General features: G+C 66.9%; 16 protein-coding genes and 1 tRNA gene. 6 read left to right on the top strand and 11 right to left on the bottom strand.

Annotated features, from left to right (window positions below; all coding sequences use genetic code 11):
- Positions 1 to 89: 89 nt before the first annotated feature.
- On the bottom strand, positions 90 to 1,196 hold the full coding sequence (locus tag BSZ14_RS07605) for a glycoside hydrolase family 43 protein (RefSeq protein WP_076710458.1): 1,107 nt from the start codon (positions 1,194 to 1,196) through the stop codon (positions 90 to 92).
- A gap of 131 nt (positions 1,197 to 1,327) precedes the next feature.
- Between BSZ14_RS07605 and BSZ14_RS07600 the strand changes: the two genes are divergently transcribed.
- A complete protein-coding gene (locus BSZ14_RS07600; RefSeq protein WP_076710457.1) occupies positions 1,328 to 3,118 on the top strand; it encodes an aminopeptidase P family protein in 1,791 nt (596 codons plus the stop codon).
- Positions 3,119 to 3,614: 496 nt separating this feature from the next.
- On the opposite strand, the gene BSZ14_RS07595 is transcribed toward BSZ14_RS07600, so the two are convergent.
- Together BSZ14_RS07595 and BSZ14_RS07590 are read right to left on the bottom strand one after the other, a co-directional pair.
- Positions 3,615 to 8,228, bottom strand: a complete 4,614-nt coding sequence (locus tag BSZ14_RS07595; protein WP_076710456.1) for an NAD-glutamate dehydrogenase — start codon at positions 8,226 to 8,228, stop codon at positions 3,615 to 3,617.
- Positions 8,229 to 8,308: 80 nt separating this feature from the next.
- Positions 8,309 to 9,139 (bottom strand): hypothetical protein, encoded by an 831-nt coding sequence (locus BSZ14_RS07590; RefSeq protein ID WP_139330365.1) that lies wholly within the window; start codon positions 9,137 to 9,139, stop codon positions 8,309 to 8,311.
- A 131-nt stretch (positions 9,140 to 9,270) separates the two neighbouring features.
- Between BSZ14_RS07590 and BSZ14_RS07585 the strand changes: the two genes are divergently transcribed.
- Positions 9,271 to 9,346, top strand: a tRNA-Thr gene (locus tag BSZ14_RS07585).
- A gap of 150 nt (positions 9,347 to 9,496) precedes the next feature.
- Positions 9,497 to 10,714, top strand: coding sequence for a tyrosine-type recombinase/integrase (locus BSZ14_RS07580; RefSeq protein ID WP_076710454.1), 1,218 nt, complete (start codon positions 9,497 to 9,499; stop codon positions 10,712 to 10,714).
- Between the two features lie 31 nt (positions 10,715 to 10,745).
- Here BSZ14_RS07580 and BSZ14_RS07575 read toward each other — a convergent pair whose 3' ends face one another.
- Positions 10,746 to 10,946 (bottom strand): helix-turn-helix transcriptional regulator, encoded by a 201-nt coding sequence (locus BSZ14_RS07575; RefSeq protein ID WP_076710453.1) that lies wholly within the window; start codon positions 10,944 to 10,946, stop codon positions 10,746 to 10,748.
- Between the two features lie 530 nt (positions 10,947 to 11,476).
- Between BSZ14_RS07575 and BSZ14_RS07570 the strand changes: the two genes are divergently transcribed.
- Both BSZ14_RS07570 and BSZ14_RS07565 read left to right on the top strand, forming a co-directional pair.
- Positions 11,477 to 11,725, top strand: a complete 249-nt coding sequence (locus BSZ14_RS07570; RefSeq protein WP_076710452.1) for a helix-turn-helix domain-containing protein — start codon at positions 11,477 to 11,479, stop codon at positions 11,723 to 11,725.
- Between the two features lie 2 nt (positions 11,726 to 11,727).
- On the top strand, positions 11,728 to 13,059 hold the full coding sequence (locus BSZ14_RS07565) for a type II toxin-antitoxin system HipA family toxin (RefSeq protein WP_076710451.1): 1,332 nt from the start codon (positions 11,728 to 11,730) through the stop codon (positions 13,057 to 13,059).
- On the opposite strand, the gene BSZ14_RS07560 is transcribed toward BSZ14_RS07565, so the two are convergent.
- The 7 genes from BSZ14_RS07560 to trbJ all read right to left on the bottom strand — a co-directional run bounded on the left by BSZ14_RS07560 (position 13,056) and on the right by trbJ (position 18,583).
- Complete coding sequence (locus BSZ14_RS07560) at positions 13,056 to 13,289, bottom strand: DNA-binding protein (protein WP_076710450.1); 234 nt, start codon at positions 13,287 to 13,289, stop codon at positions 13,056 to 13,058. The two genes, BSZ14_RS07565 and BSZ14_RS07560, sit on opposite strands and share 4 nt — an antisense overlap.
- Positions 13,286 to 13,516, bottom strand: coding sequence for a DUF2274 domain-containing protein (locus tag BSZ14_RS07555; protein ID WP_042485086.1), 231 nt, complete (start codon positions 13,514 to 13,516; stop codon positions 13,286 to 13,288). The genes BSZ14_RS07560 and BSZ14_RS07555 overlap by 4 nt, the downstream gene beginning before the upstream one ends.
- Position 13,517: 1 nt before the next feature.
- Entirely contained in the window at positions 13,518 to 14,693 is a 1,176-nt protein-coding gene (locus tag BSZ14_RS07550) for a TrbI/VirB10 family protein (RefSeq protein ID WP_076710493.1), read from the bottom strand.
- Positions 14,694 to 14,740: 47 nt separating this feature from the next.
- Positions 14,741 to 15,592, bottom strand: coding sequence for a P-type conjugative transfer protein TrbG (gene trbG, locus BSZ14_RS07545; RefSeq protein ID WP_076710449.1), 852 nt, complete (start codon positions 15,590 to 15,592; stop codon positions 14,741 to 14,743).
- On the bottom strand, positions 15,589 to 16,407 hold the full coding sequence (gene trbF, locus BSZ14_RS07540) for a conjugal transfer protein TrbF (RefSeq protein ID WP_076710448.1): 819 nt from the start codon (positions 16,405 to 16,407) through the stop codon (positions 15,589 to 15,591). The genes trbG and trbF overlap by 4 nt, the downstream gene beginning before the upstream one ends.
- Before the next feature lie 3 nt (positions 16,408 to 16,410).
- Positions 16,411 to 17,697, bottom strand: a complete 1,287-nt coding sequence (trbL, locus tag BSZ14_RS07535; RefSeq protein ID WP_076710447.1) for a P-type conjugative transfer protein TrbL — start codon at positions 17,695 to 17,697, stop codon at positions 16,411 to 16,413.
- 133 nt (positions 17,698 to 17,830) lie between these two features.
- The gene (gene trbJ, locus BSZ14_RS07530) at positions 17,831 to 18,583 is read right to left on the bottom strand and encodes a P-type conjugative transfer protein TrbJ (RefSeq protein WP_076710492.1); all 753 of its coding nucleotides are present in this window, start codon (positions 18,581 to 18,583) and stop codon (positions 17,831 to 17,833) included.
- Between the two features lie 302 nt (positions 18,584 to 18,885).
- Between trbJ and BSZ14_RS07525 the strand changes: the two genes are divergently transcribed.
- Positions 18,886 to 19,863: a serine hydrolase domain-containing protein gene (locus BSZ14_RS07525; RefSeq protein WP_241823682.1), complete on the top strand. Its 978-nt coding sequence runs from the start codon at positions 18,886 to 18,888 to the stop codon at positions 19,861 to 19,863.
- The last annotated feature ends 8 nt before the right edge of the window (positions 19,864 to 19,871 follow it).

Genomic DNA, 19,871 nt, shown 5'->3' with positions numbered 1-19,871 from the left:
CTGAGCGAAGTCGAAGCGCACGTCCCGCGCTTGGCCAAGACGGGTTCCCCGTGGCCTTCGACTTCGCTCAGGCTGAACGGTTGCTCGGGTTACTTGGCCTTCCACCCATCGGCCAGCGTCCAGCGATCCCGCCAGTGCATCACCGGCGTCTCGCCCTCCCATTCCACCGGCAGCCACACATAGCGCCCGTCGATCGCATTTTCCGGCCGCCAGCGATCGGCCATGAAGATGAAGCGCGGCTCAGCCCCCGGACGCTCGGGCGGTAGCGGCAGGACGGAGGTCGATTGCGAGTGGAAGGTCGTCTTCCGGTCCTCCTCGCTCCCGCGCACCGGATTGCCCAGCGAGCGCCACGGTCCCGTCACCCGGTCCGCGACATAGACCCGCCCCGGATTGGGCCGCCAGCCGGTCAGGCCGGAGGCGAACATGTAATAACGCCCCTTGGCCTTGAAGAGCGCAGGCGCCTCGTTCCCGCCATCGGGCAGCGCGCGGACATAATAGCCGTCATGGCTCGTCCAGTCGGGGGCCAGCCGGGCGATCTGGAGCGTGGCATTCTCTTCCGACGCATAGACATGCCAGGCGGTGTCGCCATCGACGAAGATCGTCATGTCGCGCGCCATCTGCCCGCCGGGCATGTCCTGGGCCAGCTTGGTGTCCGGCGCCTTGTCCCCTGCGGTCGCATTGGCGGGCCAGATGCCCGGATTGACCCTCCCCGCGCGCAGGAAGCGGAACGGTCCCTGCGGTCGGTCGGCCACCGCGACGCCCGCCTGCGCCGCGCCGTAACCGCGTCCCTTCAGCTCCAGATGGAACCACATCACGAATTTGCGGGTGCGGGGGTTATAGACGACCTTGGGCCGCTCCAGGATACAGCCGCGCGTGATCGGACTGTCGGGATCGTCCGATACGGGCAGCGCCACCCCCTCGTCGCGCCAGTTCACCAGATCGGCCGAGCTATAGGCATGGACGCCGACCAGCGCGGTATTGCCCGCCTCGCCCGCCGTCTTGTGCTCCCCATGCCACCACCAGCGCCCGCCATGACGCAGCAGGCCGCCGCCATGCGCATTGATCGCGACGCCGTTCGTATCGTTCCACACCTCGCCGGGGTGAAACGCATCCGGCTGTGCCGCGCGTGCCATAGCGCCACCCGCCAGCGCCGCCGCGCCCGCCCCCACCAGGATACTTCGCCTGTCGATCGTCATGCAAACCCCTCCCAAGTCAGTCGCTCCAGATCGTATATCATCAGACAAATCGATCAAGCCCCCCACAGGCTCGACGCTGTGCGGACGGAGGGCTAGACCGGCCGCGTTTCCCATTGCTGTCAGGCCGTTCCATGTCCCATTCCGCCCGCCTTGCCGCCCTTCGTGCTGAACTGACCGCGCAAGGGTTAGACGGTTTCGTCGTGCCGCTGACCGACGAGCATATGAGCGAATATGTTGGCGACTATGCGCAGCGGCTTGGCTGGCTGACCGGGTTCGGCGGCTCGGCGGGGTCGGCGGTGGTGCTCAGCGACAAGGCCGCGATCTTCACCGACGGGCGCTATACCCTTCAGGTGCGCGAGCAGGTGTCGGGCGAGGACTATGCCTATATCCCGGTGCCGCAGGACAGCGTGGCGGGCTGGCTGGGGCGCGAGACGGCGGCAGGGCAGCGGATCGGATACGACCCGTGGCTGCATACGCGCCAGCAGGTCGCCGACATGGCCGCCGCGCTGGCCGACCGGGATGCCGAGCTGGTCGCGGTCACGTCCAACCCGATCGACGCGATATGGACCGACCGCCCCGCCCCCTCGCCTGCCGGCTTGCGCGTGCAGGACGACGGAATCGCCGGCGAAAGCTCGGCCGCCAAGCGGGCGAAGATCGGCGAATGGCTGGCCGAGCAGCGTGCCGATGCGGTGGTGCTGTCGGCGCTGGATTCGATCGCCTGGACCCTCAACGTGCGTGGCACCGATGTCGCGCATACGCCGGTCGCCCTGTCCTATGCGATCGTCCATGCCGACGGCGAAACCGATCTGTTCGTAGCACCCGAGAAGATCACGCCCGAGGTGCGTGCGCATCTGGGCAATGCGGTGCGGCTGCACGACCGTGCCGCGTTCGAGGGCTATCTGGGCGGTTTCGCAGGCAGGCGCGTCGTCGCCGACCCCGAACGCGCGGTGGCGGCGATCGCACAAGCGCTGGAGGCGGGCGGGGCCAAGGTGCTGGGCTTGCGCGATCCGGTCGTGCTGACCAAGGCGATCAAGAATGCGGCCGAAGTCGCCGGGCACCGTGCCGCCTCGGTGCGCGACGGCGCGGCGATGGTGAAGTTCCTGCACTGGGTCGAGCGCGAATGCCCCAGGGGCGGGCAGACCGAACTGTCCGCCGCCGCGCAGTTGCTGGCGTGCCGCGAGGCGACCGGGCTGCTCAAGGACACCAGCTTTTCCACCATCTCGGCGACCGGCGCACATGGCGCCAGCCCGCATTATCACGTCACCGAGGAATCGAATGCGGCCATCGAGTTGGGTCAGCTCTTCCTGATCGATTCCGGCGGGCAATATCAGGACGGCACCACCGACATCACCCGCGTCATGCCGATCGGCGAGGCCACGGACGAGATGCGCGACCGCTTCACCCGCGTGCTGAAGGGGCATATCGGCCTCGCCACGGCGGTCTTCCCGGACGGGACGTTGGGCGGGCATCTGGACTCGCTGGCGCGGCGGCCGCTCTGGGAGGTCGGGCTGGATTATGCCCATGGCACCGGCCACGGCGTCGGTGCCTATCTGTCGGTGCATGAGGGGCCGCAGCGTATCGCCGCGCCCAACTATCCCGGCGGTGCGGCGATGGAGCCGCTGCGGGCAGGCATGATGCTGTCCAACGAGCCCGGTTATTACAAGGCGGGCGAATATGGCATCCGCATCGAGAATCTCGTGCTGGTCGAACCGCGTGCGATTCCGGGCGCGGACCGGGACATGCTGGGCTTCGAGACGCTGACCCTTTGCCCGATCGAGCGCACGCTGATCGTTCCTCAGTTGCTGACTTCGGGAGAGCGGGACTGGCTCAACGCGTACCATGCGCGGGTGGCGGAGGTTCTGGCGCCGGAACTGGAGGGCGCGGATCGCGACTGGCTGCTGGAGAAATGTGCGGCGATCTGATTTTTGTTCACGCGAAGCCGCGAGGCCGCGAAGAGAAAGAAGGTTGGTTCGCGCGGAGGCGCGGAGACGCGGAGGTGTCTCGCTCGCCGCGCCAGCGGCCCTCTTATAGCGAGCGCTGACGATAGAGAGCGCTGCGCGCGTTGCTATTGCGATAACATGAGATGGACTCACCCCTCCCCTTCAGGGGAGGGGCCGGGGGTGGGGCGCTGCCGCAAGCGTCACGTTCGCGGCGATGCCCCACCCCAACCCCTCCCCTGAAGGGGAAGGGCTCGACCAGGCTCAAGGTCACGTCGTCACAGTCTAACTCTCTGCGCCTCTGCGCGAACAAACCCTATTCTCCGCGTCTCCGCGTCTCCGCGTGAAATCAATCTTCGCGTCATCGCGGCTTCGCGTGAACAAAAACGCCGCGCAGGAGGGAACTCCCACGCGGCGTTTTGCGCGCCTCCAGCGACACAGGAACTGGACCCCGGCCTTCGCCGGGGAACAGGTCTTTCCTTTATCGCCCGAGCAGCACCCGTGCCTGGCCAGCGATCTGGGCCAGCATCGCGGCGTTCGGTTGGGCGGCCAGGCGCGCCCGGTCGATCACCGCCTTGAACTGGCCGACACGCGCCGCATTGCGCTCCAGCCATGCCTCGACCGCCGCTTCGGGGTCGGTCGCGCCCGCACGGCCCAGGAAGTCGAGCCGCTGCTGCTGGAAGTCGCGCGCCAGCCCTGCGATCAGCAGCCGTTCCCACGGATCGCTCGGGCTGATCCGCGCCGCCTGCCCCTGCGCCCAGTCGAGGCCCAGCGCCTGACCCAGACGGGTAAAGGCATGGGTCAACCGCGTCTCATCGAGCGACAGGCGCTGGCCCAGATCGGCCAAGCCGACCGCGCCGTCGAGTTCCGACACGCGCACCACCTGTGCCGCGAGATCGGCGGGCGCACCCGCCTCCTCCAGCGCGGCGACGACCCGCGCGCTCTGCGCCTTGGCCTCGTCGCGCAGCAGGGCGGGCGTTTCCGCCGCCAGCCGTTCGATACCCGGCTGCAACCGCTCCAGCGCCGCGCCGGGTGATGTGCCCGCAGGCATGGACCGCAGCAGGTCGGCGATCTGCGAACGGGTGGCGCGTGCCACTTCGTCGAACAGCGCGATGCGCGCCGCCTCGGGCATCGCCGCCGTCTCGATCGCGGTCCACAGACCGTTCAGGTCGAACAGCCGCTCGACCACGACGAACATCGCCGCGATGTCGGCCATGGCCGCGCCCTCTTCCTCCGCCAGCTCGAACGGGTGGAGGATGCCCATCCGGTTGACGATCCGGTTGGCGAGCTTGGTCGCGACGATCTCGCCGCGCAGGCGATGCTGGTCGATGGCCTCGCCAAATTGCTCGCGCATCGCGGGCGGAAAGGCCGCGTGCAGATCGGCGCGCAGTTCGTCGTCGAGCGCCAGCGGACTGGTTTCGATCGCGTCCTGGAGCGTCAGCTTGGCGGTTGCCAGCAGCACTGCCAGTTCGGGCCGGGTCAGCGCGATGCCGTCCTGCCCGCGCCGCAGCAGCACATCGTTGCTGCCCAGCCCCTCGACCGCGCGGTCGAGCCGCCCGGCGCTCTCGAAGATTTCGATGACGCGGACATAGCTGGGCATCGCGCCCGCGCCGTCCGCCTCGGCGATCGACAGGCCCAAGGTCTGGAGGCGGTTATCCTCCAGCACGATATGCGCGACGTCTTCGGTCATCGAGGCGAGCAGCGTGTTGCGGTCGTCCTCCGCCAGGCGGCCCTCGATCATCTCGCGGTTGAGCGCGATCTTGATGTTGACCTCGTTGTCCGAGCAGTCGACGCCCGCCGAATTGTCGATGAAGTCGGTGTTGATCCGCCCGCCGCGCTCGGCAAAGGCGATGCGCGCGGCCTGGGTGACGCCCAGGTTCGCGCCCTCGCCAATGGCGGTGACACGCAGATCCTCGGCATCGACGCGCAGCCGGTCATTGGCCGGATCGCCGACCTGGACGTTATTCTCGGCCGCCGCCTTGATGTAGGTCCCGATGCCGCCGAACCACAGCAGGTCGGCCGGAGCCTTCAGGATCGCGGAGATCAACGCCGCCGGCTCCAACGAGGTCGCGGTGATGCCCAGCGCCTCGCGGATTTCGTCCGACAGCGGGATGGTCTTGGCCGAACGCGGGAAGACGCCGCCGCCGGGCGAGATCAGGCTGGTGTCGTAATCCGCCCAGCTCGACCGGGGCAAAGCGAACATGCGCGCCCGCTCGTCCCAGCTCGTCGCGGGATCGGGGTTCGGATCGAGGAAGATGTGGCGATGGTCGAACGCAGCGACCAGCTTGATCGCCTTGGACAGCAGCATCCCGTTGCCGAACACGTCGCCCGACATGTCGCCGCAACCGACCACCCGGATGGGTTGCGTCTGCACGTCCACACCCCGCTCGGCGAAGTGGCGCTGGACCGAAACCCAGGCGCCCTTGGCGGTGATGCCCATCGCCTTGTGGTCGTAACCCTGGCTGCCCCCGGAGGCGAAGGCATCGCCCAGCCAGAAGCCACGCTCCAGCGCCAGCGCATTGGCGACGTCGGAGAAAGTCGCGGTGCCCTTGTCGGCGGCGACCACGAAATAGGGGTCTTCGCCGTCCAGCACGCGCACGCCGTCCGGGTGCACCACCGCGCCCTCGACGATATTGTCGGTGATCGACAGCAAGGCGCGGATGAACACGCGGTAGCTTTCCTTGCCCTCGGCGGCCCAGCCGTCGCGGTCGGTGACGGGCGAGGGCAGCTGCTTCGGGTAGAAACCGCCCTTGGCACCGGTCGGCACGATGACGGCGTTCTTCACCCGCTGCGCCTTCATCAGGCCCAGGATCTCGGTGCGGAAGTCGTCGCGGCGATCCGACCAGCGCAGGCCGCCACGCGCGACGGGTCCGGCGCGCAAATGGATGCCCTCGACGCGGGGGCTGTAGACCCAGATTTCGCGCCACGGCAGCGGCGCCGGGAGCCCCGGGATCTGATGGCTGTCCAGCTTGAACGCCAGCGCTTCCTTGCCCGCCTCGGCAAAGGCGTTGGTGCGCAGCGTGGCCGCGATCATGTCGCGGAAGCTGCGCAGGATGCGATCGTCGTCGATCGCCGACACCGCGTCGAGGCCCGCCGCAATCGCGGCATCTGCAGCGGCGATATCGCCGGTCGCCTTCGGGTCGTGCGCCGCCGTGAACCGCTCGATCAGCGCCGTCGCCAGCCTGGGCGCGCGGCGCAGCGCGTCGACCACCGTGGTCAGGCCATAGGGAAGCCCCGCCTGGCGCAGATAGCGGAACCAGGCGCGGAACAGCACCACCGCCTGCGGGCTGAGACCTACATCGACGATCAGGCGGTTGAAGGCGTCATTCTCCGCCTTGCCCTCCAGCACGGCGGCGATCGCGCCCTCCAGAACCGCCGCGCCCTTGGGCTCGGTGGTCGCCTCGGTCTCGACGATGAAGTCGTGGACGAACGGATCGGCATCGTCGCGCAGTCGTGTCGGCAACTCGCCGATCACGCGGAAGCCGAAATTCTCCATCACCGGCACCGCGTCCGACAGGGGCAGCGCGCCGTTCAGCTTGTAGATCTTCAGCTGGCGATCCTGGCCCGGCTGGACCGGGAACAGGCGGACCGAACGGCTCGACTCATTCTCCAGCGACGCCAGCCGCAGAATGTCCGCCGCCGCTTCCGAGGCATCGCTGACATTGCGGTAATTGGTCGGGAAGCCATTGGCCCAGCGCAGCGCCAGGCGGGCCGCGCGGGGCGCGGGCACCTGCTCGGCCAGCGCGGCCTCGACATCGGGCATCCAGCCGCGCACCATCTTGCGCAGCCGCTCCGACAGCGCCGCCGTGTCGGGCAGGCGGCCGTCCTGGCGCAGGTCGATGGTGTAGCGGATCAGCGCGACGACGCCGTCCTCCAGCGCGATCGACCAGTTGAGCAGCGAGCCGTTCGCCGCCTCGCCCAGCATCTCGCCGATGGCGACACGCCGCGCGGTGGTCAGTTCGTCGCGCGGCAGCCAGACGAAGGCGAACAGATGCCGCTGCAACACCGAGCGGATCAGCACCAGCTCGGGCCGCGGACGGTCGGCCAGCGACATGGCGGTCAGCGCCAGCTGTTCCAGCGCCTCACCCGGAAACGCCGTGACCAGATCATGCGGCAGCGCGGTCAGCGCATGGGTCAGCGCCTTGCCGGTATGGCCGCGCGGATCGAACCCGAACTTGGCCTGCAGCGCGGCGAGGCGCGTGCGCAGCACCGGCACTTCATGCGGCGGGCTGGCCAGCGCGGCGCTGGTCCACAGCCCGGCATGGATCGACAGGCCGACGACGCGGCCCCCTTCCATCACCGGCACCAGCACCAGGTCCAGCGGCACCGAGCGATGCACGGTCGAGATCGCATTGGACTTGAGCAGCAGCGGCGCCGCCCCGCCCTCGACGAAATAATCCAGCGCGCGCTGGCGCGACGTCTCGGCGAGCAGCGGCACCTTGTGCGGGGTGCGCGCGACGCCGAGCGCGGGGGCGTCGCGGCCGTCCTCGAACCACTTCTCATGGCCCAGCAGCGTCAGCTTGCCGCCCAGGAACCACAGGAGCAGCGCCGCGCCCTCGCCATTCTTCTCGCCCAGCGTCGTCGCATCGGCGGCCAGTGCATCCTGCAATCCCGACCAGTCGGCCACCGCCGCGCGAACATCGGTCAGCACGGCGCGCAGATCATCGACCAGCCCGCGCCGGTCGCGCGCATCGGCGCGTTCCATTTCCAGATAGATGAAGGATTCGGACTTTCCGCCCGTGCCGATCGCCTGAAGCTGTCCCTCGGCATCGCGGGTGACGGGCAGGACGGGGTGGATCACCCGGTCGATCGCGATACCGTCCGCGCCGACCATCGCCGCGATCGAATCGACCAGGAAGGGCATGTCGTCATTGACGATCGCCAGCCGCATCCGGCGGTGCGTGTCGTCGCCCGACATCGGCTCCAGCGCAATGGAAGGCTCGCCGGGCGAGCGCTGCTGGGCCACCTCCGCGACGAAGGCCGCCGCAGCAGCCACCTCCGCGGGGCCGAACCCCTGCAACTCCGCCGGAAGGGCGCCCTGGGTCAGCCGCGCGGCAATCGCGTCGGCCATCGGATGCGACATATTCGGTGCCATGGCGGTAAGTCCTAGGCCGGGCTTTCGCGCCGCTCAACCCTCTGCACCGAGAGAAAAGATGTTGCGCCGCAGCGCAATTTTCATTGCGAAGCGCGCAATACCCTTTCGGCCAAGCGTGCGTCGCCGACCACCGTCCCGCTGATAGAAACGCTACCATCCTCCGCCACGCGGCCGACCATCACCACGGGGGTCCCCGGCTGCGCATCGGTTGGCCATGATATGGTAGCGATAGTCCTGGCCTCCTCCCCGCTGGAGGACGGGGCTGCGTTCCACAGCGCGGCGGCCGAACCCGGCGGCGGCGCCTTGATCTCCCCCGCGGCGGAATCCATCAGCTCCGAATCGAGCGCCGCCTGCAACAGCGGATCGGCCAGTTCCTTCCAGCTGAGGACGCCGTGGATGAAGTCGATCATCAACCCGTCGGACGAATAGGGCAGCAATATGCCACGATACAGCGTCATGCGCCCGCGCGCGTTGACGAACTCGGCCTCGAACCCGGCCGGTGCCTGATCGGCCAGCACATGGTCGAAATGCCGGGTCAGCCGGGCCAGCAGCGACTCCCCGGGCAATTCCCCGATCCGCGCCGGTCGCGCCGCCGTGCCGCATTCCTCGCGCAGCGCCTGGCCGATATAGGCGATGGCCGGGTCGATCCGGTCGCCGCGAAAATCCAGCAGCACCGAATTGGCGGCGAAATCGCCGATCGCCTCGGTATCCAGCGCCCGGATCGAGGGAAACCGCGCCTCCCCCGACAGCGAGACCCAGTGGTGATAGGCCCGTGCATGAAGCCGCCGCTCCACCGCGCCCAGCCGCGACAGCGCATCCTCCGCCCCGCCCGCGATTTCGCCTGCCGGACGAGCCGAAACGGGATCCCGGGGATTTTGCGGTTCGCGGTCCATGACGGTCTTCCTGGTCATGATCCTGTCATGCCCCGACATCGTTAACCACAGGTGAAGATCGCCCCACCCGCACACAAGCCGCTTGCCAGCCCCCCACCGACCTGTTAAGCGCCCCCACCTGACCGGACACCAGCCGGTTCACGAGACGGGCCGCTTTAGCTCAGCTGGTAGAGCATCGCATTCGTAATGCGGGGGTCACAGGTTCGAGTCCTGTAAGCGGCACCATCACGTCCCCGGAACAAACCTGGAAAACCGCAGAAATCTGCGGTAAACTGCCTCTCGGCGGTCCCGTGAAATCTCATTATGTTCCGCCGTGGCCCACTCAAAAGGGGCCACGAATCATGGGGCCACGAACGTTGCAGGAGGCGTGGCCCCATGCTTACGGTTGTGCAGATTCGGGCGCTGAAACCGGCAGAGCGTCCCTACAAGGTGGCCGATTCGGACGGCCTGTATCTACTGGTGCAGCCATCCGGCGCCCTGCTCTGGCGCTTTCGCTACCGGTGCTGCGGCATCGAGCGCAAATTATCGCTGGGCAGTTTCCCCGATGTCACCTTGATGCAGGCGCGCCGGAAGCGCGACGAGGCCAAGGCCGAACTCGATGACGGGATCGACCCTGTGGAGGAAAAGCGCCAGCGGCGACTGAAGGCCGAACTCGCCGCGCAGACAACTTTCGCCCTGGTGGCGGAGGAATATATCCAGAAGATGGAGCGTGAGGGACGTTCCCCCGCCACCATCAAGAAGGCGCGCTGGTTCCTCGAACTCCTCGATGGCATCGCCAAGCGTCCGATTGCAGCGATCACCCCGCATGAGCTTCTCGACGTGCTGAAGCGGGTCGAGCGTCGCGGGCATCATGAGACGGCGCTTCGGCTACGCTCCTTTGCCGGCCGTGTCTTTCGCTATGGTTTCGCGACCCTGCGCACCGAGCGCAATCCAGCCGACATCCTGCGCGGCGCCCTTACTGTTCCGCGCGTCAAGCATCATGCCGCGATCGTCGAGCCCAAGAAGGTCGGCGACCTATTGCGCGCAATCGACGGGTACACGGGGCGGCCCGAGACCCTGCATGCACTCAGGATCGCGCCGCATGTCTTCCTGCGCCCGGGAGAGTTGCGGCAGGCGAAGTGGAGCGAAATCGACTTTGCCGAGAAGGTGTGGCGCGTGCCGGCCGAGCGCATGAAGATGAAGCAGCCGCATGCCGTGCCGCTGTCGCGGCAGGTGCTGTTCCTGTTGCAGGATTTGCGGTCGCTGGCGCGGGACAGCGAATTCCTCTTCCCGGCGCTTCATACCACCAAGCGTTGCATTTCCGACAACACGCTGAACGTCGCGCTGCGCCGCCTGGGGTTCGAGAACGACGAGATGACCAGCCACGGCTTCCGCGCCATGGCCAGCACGCTCCTCAACGAGTCAGGGCTGTGGCATCCCGATGCCATCGAGCGCGCGCTGGCCCATGGCGAGAAGGACAAGGTGCGCGCCGCCTATCATCGCGGCGCGCACTGGGCGGAACGGGTGCGCATGGCGCAGTGGTGGTCGGATTATCTCGACCAACTTCGGATCGGCGGTGCCGTCATCAAGGGCAAGTTTCGGAAGCGAGCGTAAGACTTGCGACGCCTGCCAGATGATGGCGGCGTCATCCTGCAGGATCGTAGGAAGCGGGATTGCGCATCCATTCGTCGATGGCCGATGCACGCCAACCTATGCAGCGGGTGCTGAGCTGAGTGCTCCTTGGAAAGGTGCCGTCGGCCATCTTGCGATATAGGGTGGAACGGCAAAGTCCTGTCTGCGCCAGGACGGCGTTCAGACGGAGAAAGCGGTCAGGATTAGCAGACATGGGTACCACCTTTCGGTTTTTGCGGTTGGGAACCGCTAAGGTCCTGTTTCCCAGCTAAGTGGAGTAGAGCCTCTCTAGGTCCTCCGGGGTGCTCGCGAGGGACATTCGCTACCGTCTCTCGCGATGCTGCAGGAACGGCATCGACGCCGCTGGCGTGGTGCCAAGCTGCTCCGTCTGGGTTCATTCTGTTTTGCAACCCGAGGCAAAGAGCGCGAGTGTCGCAATGCTTGGTGGATATCGACGGCGCCCCACCCAAATGTGCGCAAGGGCGTGAAGGCAAGGCTGGCAAACGTTGGGATCGCGCGCGTTACATGTCGTCGTCCAGCCACGCTGACGAGAATAGCTCCTCCCTGCCTCTGGTCGCTACCCTCGCGGACGCCCGATATAGCCCAGAGTCCTTAACGTAGATAATGCCCCACAGGGTATAAATTGTATTTACTCCCTGTAGGGTATAAATATACAATATGCCCTTCAAGGTATATCGCTAGTTTATCCCTTATAGGGTATGCCGTCACTGAAAGGCGTCTCCCATGGCCCACATTGCTCGCTCTCACAAACAGCTCGGTGCGCTCATCCATAACGCGCGGACCAAGCGCAACCTCACCCAGCAGGCTCTGGCGGCCTTGGTTGGCACCGGGCAGAAGACGATCTCCCGCATCGAAAGTGGGCAGACGGGTACAAAGCTCGAAACCCTGTTCGGTATCCTGGCAGCGCTCGACCTCGACATGCAGATCGCACCGCGCAGCAAGGGCAGCGCCGACCTGAGCGAAATCTTCTGACAATGGCGCGCCGCAAGACCCACGTTCCCCTGAACGTGCTGATCAATAATCGCCTCGTCGGCCGCCTCGAGAAGGAAACGAGTGGCGCCGTATCGTTCCGCTATGACCTGAGCTGGCTCGAGTGGGACCACGCCTTCGCGGCCTCGCTGTCACTGCCGCTTCGCGCAACCACCTATCGCGGCGCACCGGTACTCGCCGTTTTCGACAACCTGCTCCCCGACAGCGCCGATATCCGACGCCGCGTGGCGGAGCGCACAGGTGCCGAAGGTACCGATCCATACAGCCTCTTGACCCGTATCGGCCGGGATTGCGTGGGCGCGATGCAGTTTCTGCCCGACGGTGAAGCCATCGACGCCAAAGGCGATGTACGGGGCGAAGCTTTGGGCGACGAGGATATCGAACACCTCCTCGACAATCTCAAAGGTGCGCCGCTCGGGATCGATCCTGGCCAAGAATTCCGAATCTCGATTGCGGGTGCGCAGGAGAAGACCGCGCTGCTGCGCCACGACGGCCAGTGGCTGCGTCCAATCGGAACGACTCCGACAACGCATATCCTAAAGCCTCAGCTCGGCGAGATTCCGACCTCGACCGGCACGGTCGACATGACCGCCAGTGTCGACAACGAGCATTACTGTCTGGAGCTGCTGGGCGCCTTCGGCTTGCCGGTCGCGAAAACCGAGATCGTCACCTTCGGGGCGCGGCGCGCGCTGGTCGTAGAGCGGTTCGATCGCCGATGGCTCGCCGATGGTCGGCTGCTGCGCGTTCCGCAGGAAGACTGCTGCCAGGCACTCGGCGTGCCATCCTCCCAGAAATACCAAAGCGAAGGTGGTCCCGCCGCGGCGGACATCATAAGACTGCTCGGCGGTAGCGACGATCCGACCGAGGATCAGGCGACATTCCTGTCGAGCCAGATCATCTTCTGGCTCATCGGCGCGACCGACGGACATGCGAAAAACTTCAGCCTCTTCCTGCGTCCGGGCGGCGGCTTCAAGCTGACGCCCTTCTACGATGTCCTGAGCGTCCAGGATGCTGTCGATCGCGGACAGTTGGCACAGAAGAGTTTCCGGTTGGCAATGTCGGCGGGCACCAGCCGCCATTACCGGATCGAGGAAGTCCTGGGCCGGCACTTCGTCCAGACCGCGAGAGCCGCGGGTATCGGCCCGACCATTATCGACAAGGTCATCACCGACATTCGCAAAAAAGCCGTCACGGCCGCGGACGTCGCGCGGCAAGCAATGCCGGACGACTTCGCCGACGACGTCCATGCCAGCGTAAGCCGCGCGATCGCCGATCGTCTGGCACGTCTCGACACGGCGTTTACGGAGCTAAGCTAGTCGCGTTGCAAAACATGTCCGGCATGCCCCTCTCCGCCACCCTCATTGTCGGTAAACCGCTTGAGGCTGCGATACTGGACCAGCGTGGCACGGCCGACCTTCGTCGTCTCGAGGTAGCCCGACTGGATGAGCTCGTAGATCCGCGAGCGGCTGAGGCCGGTGATGCAAACCGCCGTTGCCACGCGGACCGTCAGCGGCTTGATCTTCCTTTCCCATGCCCGCTCGATCATTTCTGCCCCCGTACTCGCGCGTCGCGCTCGCGCACGAACGCCCGATCGCTCTCCAGAAAGGCCGACAACATCGCGGGGATCAATTCGGTGACCGGCTCCTCAATGCCGTAGGTCGAGGCATAGGCCGCAGCATAGGCCTGCAACGACGACTGGAGGTCCGGCGTGATGGTGATGGCCAGCTTGACCGGCGTGCGGTCGGGCAGCTTGCCGAGCTTGAGATCGGCCATGTCAGCTTGTCCTTCTCGGATAAGGGGCGAGGATGAGATCGTGGGTCACCAGCAAGCGGACCGGCGCGCCGGGACGGATCGTGACCGTCGGCTGGACGTCGAGGTTGCGCTGGGTGATCTGGTCGCCGGCCCGCGCGACGTTCATCTGGGCGGACTGGCGGATCGCCTGCACGAGGTCGCTTCCGCCGGAGATCGACAGCTCGGAACCGACGCCGAGCATGGTCGCGATCGCGACACCCTTGAGCAGCGTCCATGTGTGGAAATCGACCCAGTCGGCAAGCCCGGCATAGCCTTCCGGGTCGGTGGCAGGCATGTTGTCGAGCCGCACCGAGCTGCCGTCGGGCAGGATCAGCCTTTGCCAGATCACCAGCGCACGGCGCTGCCCGAACGCGACGACGCTGTCATACTTGCCGATCAGCCGGGCACCCTGTGGTACGAGCAGGATCGTCCCCGTGACGGTATCGAACACGTTCTGGGTGACCTGCGCGGTGACCATGCCGGGCAGGTCGGAACTCAGGCCGGTGATGAGGCTTGCCGCGATCACGCTGCCCGCCAGCAGGCTGTTGGGCGAAGCAGGAGTGACGAGGGCGCCGACGTTGAGATCGCCGCCCGTGTCTCTGGCCGCGGCGAACTGCTCCTTGCGCGTCCCCGTCGCCGTCGCAGGGATGGCATCAGGGTCTTCGGGGCCGACGGAGGAAGCAGGGGTGACCACGCTATGGCCGGTCGTGACCTGCGCCATCAGGCCCGATTCTCGCGCCGCCTTGAGGTCGGCCATCCGCTGCTGCCGTGCTGCCGCGACCGTATCGACGGACGGAGGAGCAACGGTCGCTTTGGCCCGTTCCTGTGCGCGAAGGATTGGCCGGCCAAGGTCGCCGGGAAGCGGTGGGCCGAGCCTGGGCGCATCGCCATAGCTGGCCGGGAGGCCAGAGAGTGCGTCGGCGGCGGGCTTTGCCATTGGCTGAGACAATTCGCTGTCCTGCGCGACGTGCCGGAAGACCTGCGGCTTCAACGCCATCCACGCGATACCCATCAGGCTGGCCGAGCCCAGTGCGGCGAGGCCGATGATCGCACCCTTGCGGAAGCGGATCGCGCGTGCCGGACGGGAACGGATGGCCAATGTCTCCGGGTCGACCTTCGCCGGCTGGGCGGGCGCCTCGGGTGCGGGCGCGTCAAGCATGGCTTCGGCGGGCGAAGGTGCGTCTGACGAAGGTTCGGCAATCTCGGTCATGCCCCCCTCCGCTGAGCGGATGGCCCGATCCTGTCGATGCGGACGACCTGCTGCTTCTTCAAGCCGAGCCGGAGTTCGGCCGCGTCGAAGATCCGGTCGACGACATAGAAGCGGTCGCGCAGCCGGTAATTGACCAGTTCCACCTTCCCATCTGGGCCGATGACGAACAGGGGCGGTGCATCGCCATTGGCCAGCGAAGCCGGAAACTCGACATAGGTCCTTGCCCCGTCGTCGAACACGCGCAGTGGCCGCCATGGGGGGCGGTCGCCGCTGATCGCGTAGTCGAAATGCAGCTGCTCGATCGCCAGCCCCGTCGCCACCGGCGCTGCAGCCTGCGCGGCTTCCGCCTTGCGTCGCACGGCCAGCAGCTCGTCCTGCGGATAGGTCCAGCGCAGCGAGGACAGCGCCGTTGCCGGGGTGCTGACGAGCCTGAGATGATAGGCACGCCGGTCGGTCATGATGACCAGGTTGGTGAGCAGGCCTGACGAGACTGGCTTGACCAGCACATGCGTCTGCTTGCCGTCGCCCGAGCCGCTGCCACTCCCTCCGGAAGTGGTGTCGCCAATTACCCAACGGGCGGTGTCGCCGCTCGCGACCGCGACGAGCGTCTCACCCGGCTGGAGCCTGATGTCGGTCACCAGTCCCGGCGCTGTATAGACTTGATAGATCGTGCCGTCGTTGAACGGATAGACCTGCGCGCCGCTGACGAACCCGGTCGCTGCCGGCTCGATCGTGGCATTCTGCGTGGCGGACCGCACCGCCTTCAGCGGTGCCGCGGCCTGATCCTTCGCCCACGCGGGACCGGCCAGGACCATGGTGGCTATGGCCGGCAAGATAACGAGCTTCATGGGTTATTCTCCTGCATGTTGGACAGGTTTGCGGCGTCAGGTCGGGCGCCGAGGGAAGGGTCGAGCGGCGATCCGAGTGGCAGGGACGCGGGCGACTGGGCGGCGGGGCGTGTGGGTGGCGACGATGGTGCAGCGTCCAGTTCGCGGCTCCAGTCGATGGCGTCGACATAGATGCCGAGCGGGTTCTTGCGCAGCACCTCGGCCGATGTCGGCGCGCGCGTGACGATGGTGAGGATGGCCGTCCAGCGCTGGACGCCCGCCTGGCTTCCACGCTCGAACATGGTCTCGGTCCATTTTACCTGGAACGACGTGTCGGACGCGCGCACGACGCTGGTGACCTGCACCGACACCGTCCGGTCGCCGACCTGGGCAAAGGGCACTGCCGACCGGGCATATTCCCCCAGGAACTGGGCCCCGCGCTGGGTCGCGAAGTCATAGGCCTCGAGCCAGTCGCGGCGCATCAGCACCGGGTCGAGCGACACCGAGCGGATGTTGGTGATGAATCGCGACAGGTGCCACGCCACCTGCGGGTCCGTCGGCCGGTATGCGACGTCGGCCGGCTGGACCGCGCGCGCCTCGCCGAGCTTGTCGACCTCGACGACATAGGGCGTGACGCGGCTCTGCATCGATTGCCAGGCAAGGGCTGCCGACGTGCCTGCGGTCAGGAACAGGCAGCCGAACGCCATCAGCCGCCAGTTGCGCGCCTGCACGCGCGCCAAGCCGATCCGCTCGTCCCACAGCTGCCCGGCACGCTGGTAGGGCGTCTCGGGCTGCGGCGTTCGCCCGTAGCGCTGCACGCTTCGTTTGAAGACCATGGTTCAGTCGTTCCTTTCCTTGATGTCGGGAATGGCGGAGCCGCCGCCACGATCGCCCTGGCTGAGCGCGTGGATCGCGACCTGGCGGCGGTGGCGGCTGGTCTGCTGGTCACGCAGCGCGCGCGCCCAGGCGGGCGTGCCGCCCCCGGCGTCGCTCGCGCCCGGCGACGCGTCGGACGTTCGGTGGAGCGCCGACCAGGCTGCGTTGCGACCTCGCTCCGCGACAGCGCCGAGCCCCAAGGTGCTTTGCATCTTCTGGGCCGCCGCGCCCTTGGCGGCGGCGGCCATGCCGCCGACCGCCGAGCCGCCCATCTCGCGACCGAGTTGCGCGGCGGTCGAGGCTGCCGATCCCATCGCGGTGCCGGCACGCACCGCACCCAGCGCGGCGCCGGCCAGGGCGCGCGCGCCGCCGACTGCCGCACCGCCCGCCAGCATCGCGATGCCGCCGGCGCCGACTGCACTCCCCAGCGCCGCGCCTGCGCCGAGTTGCGGGGCGCCAGACACCAGCCCCGAGGCGATCGAGGGCCCGAAGATGCCGAGGCCGAACAGCGACAGGCTGGCGAGCACGAGGCTCATCGCCTGGCCGATGTCGGGCTCCTGGCCCTGCAGCGCTTGCGTGAACTCGGCGAAGAAATTGGAGCCGATCCCGACGATGACGGCCAGCACCATCACCTTCACGCCGGAGGAGACGACATTGCCCAGCACGCGCTCGGCAAGGAAGCTGGTACGGTTCCATAGCGCGAACGGCACGAGGATGAAGCCCGCCAGGCTCGTCAGCTTGAACTCGAGAATGCAGACGAACATCTGCACCGCGAGGATGAAGAAGGCGACGATCACCAGCGCCCAGGCGAACAGCAGGATCATGATCGTCAGGAAATTGTCGAAGAAGGTCGTAAAGCCGACCATCTCGCTCGCCTGGTCAAGCAGCGGCCACGCCGCCGAGAAGCCGGTCCCGGCGAGCCGCCCGGGTTTCAGCAGGTCGTCCGCAGACAACGTGCCACCGCCGGCGGTCAGCCCGGCCTGCGCGAACGAGCGGAAGATGATGTCGGCGAGGCGAGAGAAGCTGTTCAGGATGAAGGCGAAGGCGCCGACATAGAGGATCTTTCTCAGGAAGCGGCCGATGACATTGTCCTCGCCTCCCATCGCCCAGAACAGGCCGGCAAGCGTGATGTCGATGCCGATCAGCGTTGCGGTCAGGAAGCCGACGTCAGGACCGAGCAGCCCGAAGCCGCTGTCGATGTAGGTAACGAACGCAGCCAAGAAGCGGTCGATGACATTGAGGTCGTTCATGGGATCCTCTTCCTGGCAACGTGGCAAGAATGTCGCGGGGCGCGGTGGGGAGCGGGACCGCGCGCCGCGACGGCGACCGATGATCGGGGCATCACCGGCCGCCGGCCGGATCGAGCCTGTCTACGCCGTGGAGCTATTGGGACGTGTAGGCTGATCCGGAGCCGAGGAACTTCCTGGTCGCCGCGCGTGCCTCCTGTGCCTGCGTCGCGCGCCGTGTCTGCTCGATCGCCTCGCTACGGAACTGCGCGGCCATCATCTGCTGGAGCTGCAACTGCTGCTTGGCGGTCAAGGCAAGGAGCTGGTTGGTGGCCTGCTGTGCCTGAAGCGAGCCTTCCGCGCCTTGGCTGCGCGCGACGATGTCGGCGAGCGCCTGTGTGTCGGACCGGACGTTCTCGACGATCTGCGCCTGCACCGTCATCGTCTGGCGGAAGGCACCCATGCTGGCGTCGAGCCGCGCGCGGGCATCACGCAGGCGGGCATCGGTGCGGAGCGCCGAGGAGAAGTCGGCGGGAAACAGCGATTTGAACTGGTCGTCGAGCTGGCCGACCCGGAAGTCGATCGCCTGCGCCCGGCCCATCAGCCGGTCGATCTCGGCAAGCTTCTGCTTGAGGACGTCGAGCTGCGGGAAGTCGATACGGCTCAGATTCTTACCCATGGCGACTAGCATCTGCGCCTCGTTCTGCAGCTGCTGGATCTGCTGGTTGACGCTCTGCAGCGTGCGCGCGGCGGTCAGGATGTTCTGCGCATAGTTTCGCGGATCGAACACGATCCCGCCGAACTGCGCATGGGCCGGCGTCGCCGCCGACATGACCCCCATGATGAAACTGCCGCTGGCAGCGGCGGCGAGCATGGCGGTGATGACGCGGCGGCGGTCGAGGAACGGCATGACGATCTCCAGTGCTCGGGCACCCGTACCCGCGTCGATCGCGGTCGGGTTCGGCATGGAGTGTCGGCTTCTCGGCGCCTTGGCGTCAGATACCGGTTGGGGTCTGCACGGGTCCTTATGGGGACAATCACGAAACTTTCCCCAAAGACCCGGCAGGTGTTGTGGCCAGACTGCCATGACGATACGTGTGGCGCATGGGTAATACAGCCAATCTTCTGAAGCGGACAGTTCACGCAGGCTTGATTGCGCTGCTGGCGTGCGCCTCGATGGCGGACGCTAGAGCCAAAGCCTCTCTGCCGGACATGACCACGGCTCTGCGAGAACTGCACGTGGAGAGCGCTTCGGTTGCCGTGATCCGCAACGGGCGGATCGTCTCGACAGGTGCCTGGGGCATGGCAGGCCCCAACCGGGCGGCGAGTGTCGCCACGCCCTACAATCTCGCCTCGCTGACGAAGCCGCTGACGGCGGAGGTCATCCTGCGACTAGTGTCGGCCGGCAAGCTGTCGCTCGATGAGCCGATGGATCGCTACTGGAGCGACCCCGATCTGTCGCGCGATCCCCGGCGGATGAAGCTCACCGTCCGCATGGCGCTGAGCCATCGCACCGGGTTGCCGAACTGGCGCGATGCGAAGGGGCTGGCGTTCGATCATGATCCCGGCACGACCACCGGCTATTCGGGCGAGGGGTATCAATATGCCGCGCGCTACGCCGAGCGTCGCACCGGGCAGTCGTTCGAGACGCTGGCTGGCCGCTGGCTGTTCGCACCCGCCCACATGCGTGCTTCCGGGTATGTGTCGGCGCAAGGCGAGGCGGCGCCGATCGCCGTGCCCTACGACGACGCCGGCAAGCCGCTCCCTGTAGAGCGTGTGACGCGCTACAACGCTGCCGATCTCGCGCACGCGACAGCGCGTGATTATGCGCGCTTCCTCACCGATGCGCGCAACGACAGGGGCCTGGTCGCGTCCGTCGCGGCGGAGCGCAGCAGATCGCAGGCCGATCTGACGCCCGAAATATGTGCCGGATCGAAAGCAGCCAGCTGTCCACCATGGACCGGCTTTGGCCTCGGCTGGCAGCTTCTCGGATTTCCCGGAGGCACAACGATGCTCCACACCGGCAAGGATGCCGGGGCCTTCACCTTCGCCGCGATCGATCGTGCGAGCGGCGACGGCATCGTGATCCTGACCAACAGCGACAACGGGTGGCGGGTCATCCTGCCCATCCTCGAACGCACGGGGAGTGATGCGAAACTGATCGCCTTCCTCCGCGGCCAGATGAACTGACAGGACCG

Source organism: Sphingomonas sp. Sph1(2015) (genome assembly GCF_001970915.1).
Classification (GTDB): domain Bacteria; phylum Pseudomonadota; class Alphaproteobacteria; order Sphingomonadales; family Sphingomonadaceae; genus Sphingomonas; species Sphingomonas parapaucimobilis.
The sequence above is the reverse complement of the archived record's forward strand: the minus strand, read 5'-3'. Positions and strand labels throughout refer to the sequence as shown.

Bases quoted from the DNA above. Each gene is read 5' to 3' on its own strand.
- trbL (WP_076710447.1), bottom strand. From the start codon at position 17,697: ATGAACGACCTCAATGTCATCGACCGCTTCTTGGCTGCGTTCGTTACC.
- BSZ14_RS07580 (WP_076710454.1), top strand. From the start codon at position 9,497: ATGCTTACGGTTGTGCAGATTCGGGCGCTGAAACCGGCAGAGCGTCCC.
- BSZ14_RS07525 (WP_241823682.1), top strand. From the start codon at position 18,886: ATGACCACGGCTCTGCGAGAACTGCACGTGGAGAGCGCTTCGGTTGCC.
- trbG (WP_076710449.1), bottom strand. From the start codon at position 15,592: ATGAAGCTCGTTATCTTGCCGGCCATAGCCACCATGGTCCTGGCCGGT.
- BSZ14_RS07595 (WP_076710456.1), bottom strand. From the start codon at position 8,228: ATGGCACCGAATATGTCGCATCCGATGGCCGACGCGATTGCCGCGCGG.
- trbJ (WP_076710492.1), bottom strand. From the start codon at position 18,583: ATGCCGTTCCTCGACCGCCGCCGCGTCATCACCGCCATGCTCGCCGCC.
- BSZ14_RS07575 (WP_076710453.1), bottom strand. From the start codon at position 10,946: ATGTCTGCTAATCCTGACCGCTTTCTCCGTCTGAACGCCGTCCTGGCG.
- BSZ14_RS07560 (WP_076710450.1), bottom strand. From the start codon at position 13,289: ATGATCGAGCGGGCATGGGAAAGGAAGATCAAGCCGCTGACGGTCCGC.
- BSZ14_RS07565 (WP_076710451.1), top strand. From the start codon at position 11,728: ATGGCGCGCCGCAAGACCCACGTTCCCCTGAACGTGCTGATCAATAAT.
- BSZ14_RS07590 (WP_139330365.1), bottom strand. From the start codon at position 9,139: ATGACCAGGAAGACCGTCATGGACCGCGAACCGCAAAATCCCCGGGAT.
- trbF (WP_076710448.1), bottom strand. From the start codon at position 16,407: ATGGTCTTCAAACGAAGCGTGCAGCGCTACGGGCGAACGCCGCAGCCC.
- BSZ14_RS07600 (WP_076710457.1), top strand. From the start codon at position 1,328: ATGTCCCATTCCGCCCGCCTTGCCGCCCTTCGTGCTGAACTGACCGCG.
- BSZ14_RS07555 (WP_042485086.1), bottom strand. From the start codon at position 13,516: ATGGCCGATCTCAAGCTCGGCAAGCTGCCCGACCGCACGCCGGTCAAG.
- BSZ14_RS07570 (WP_076710452.1), top strand. From the start codon at position 11,477: ATGGCCCACATTGCTCGCTCTCACAAACAGCTCGGTGCGCTCATCCAT.
- BSZ14_RS07605 (WP_076710458.1), bottom strand. From the start codon at position 1,196: ATGACGATCGACAGGCGAAGTATCCTGGTGGGGGCGGGCGCGGCGGCG.
- BSZ14_RS07550 (WP_076710493.1), bottom strand. From the start codon at position 14,693: ATGCTTGACGCGCCCGCACCCGAGGCGCCCGCCCAGCCGGCGAAGGTC.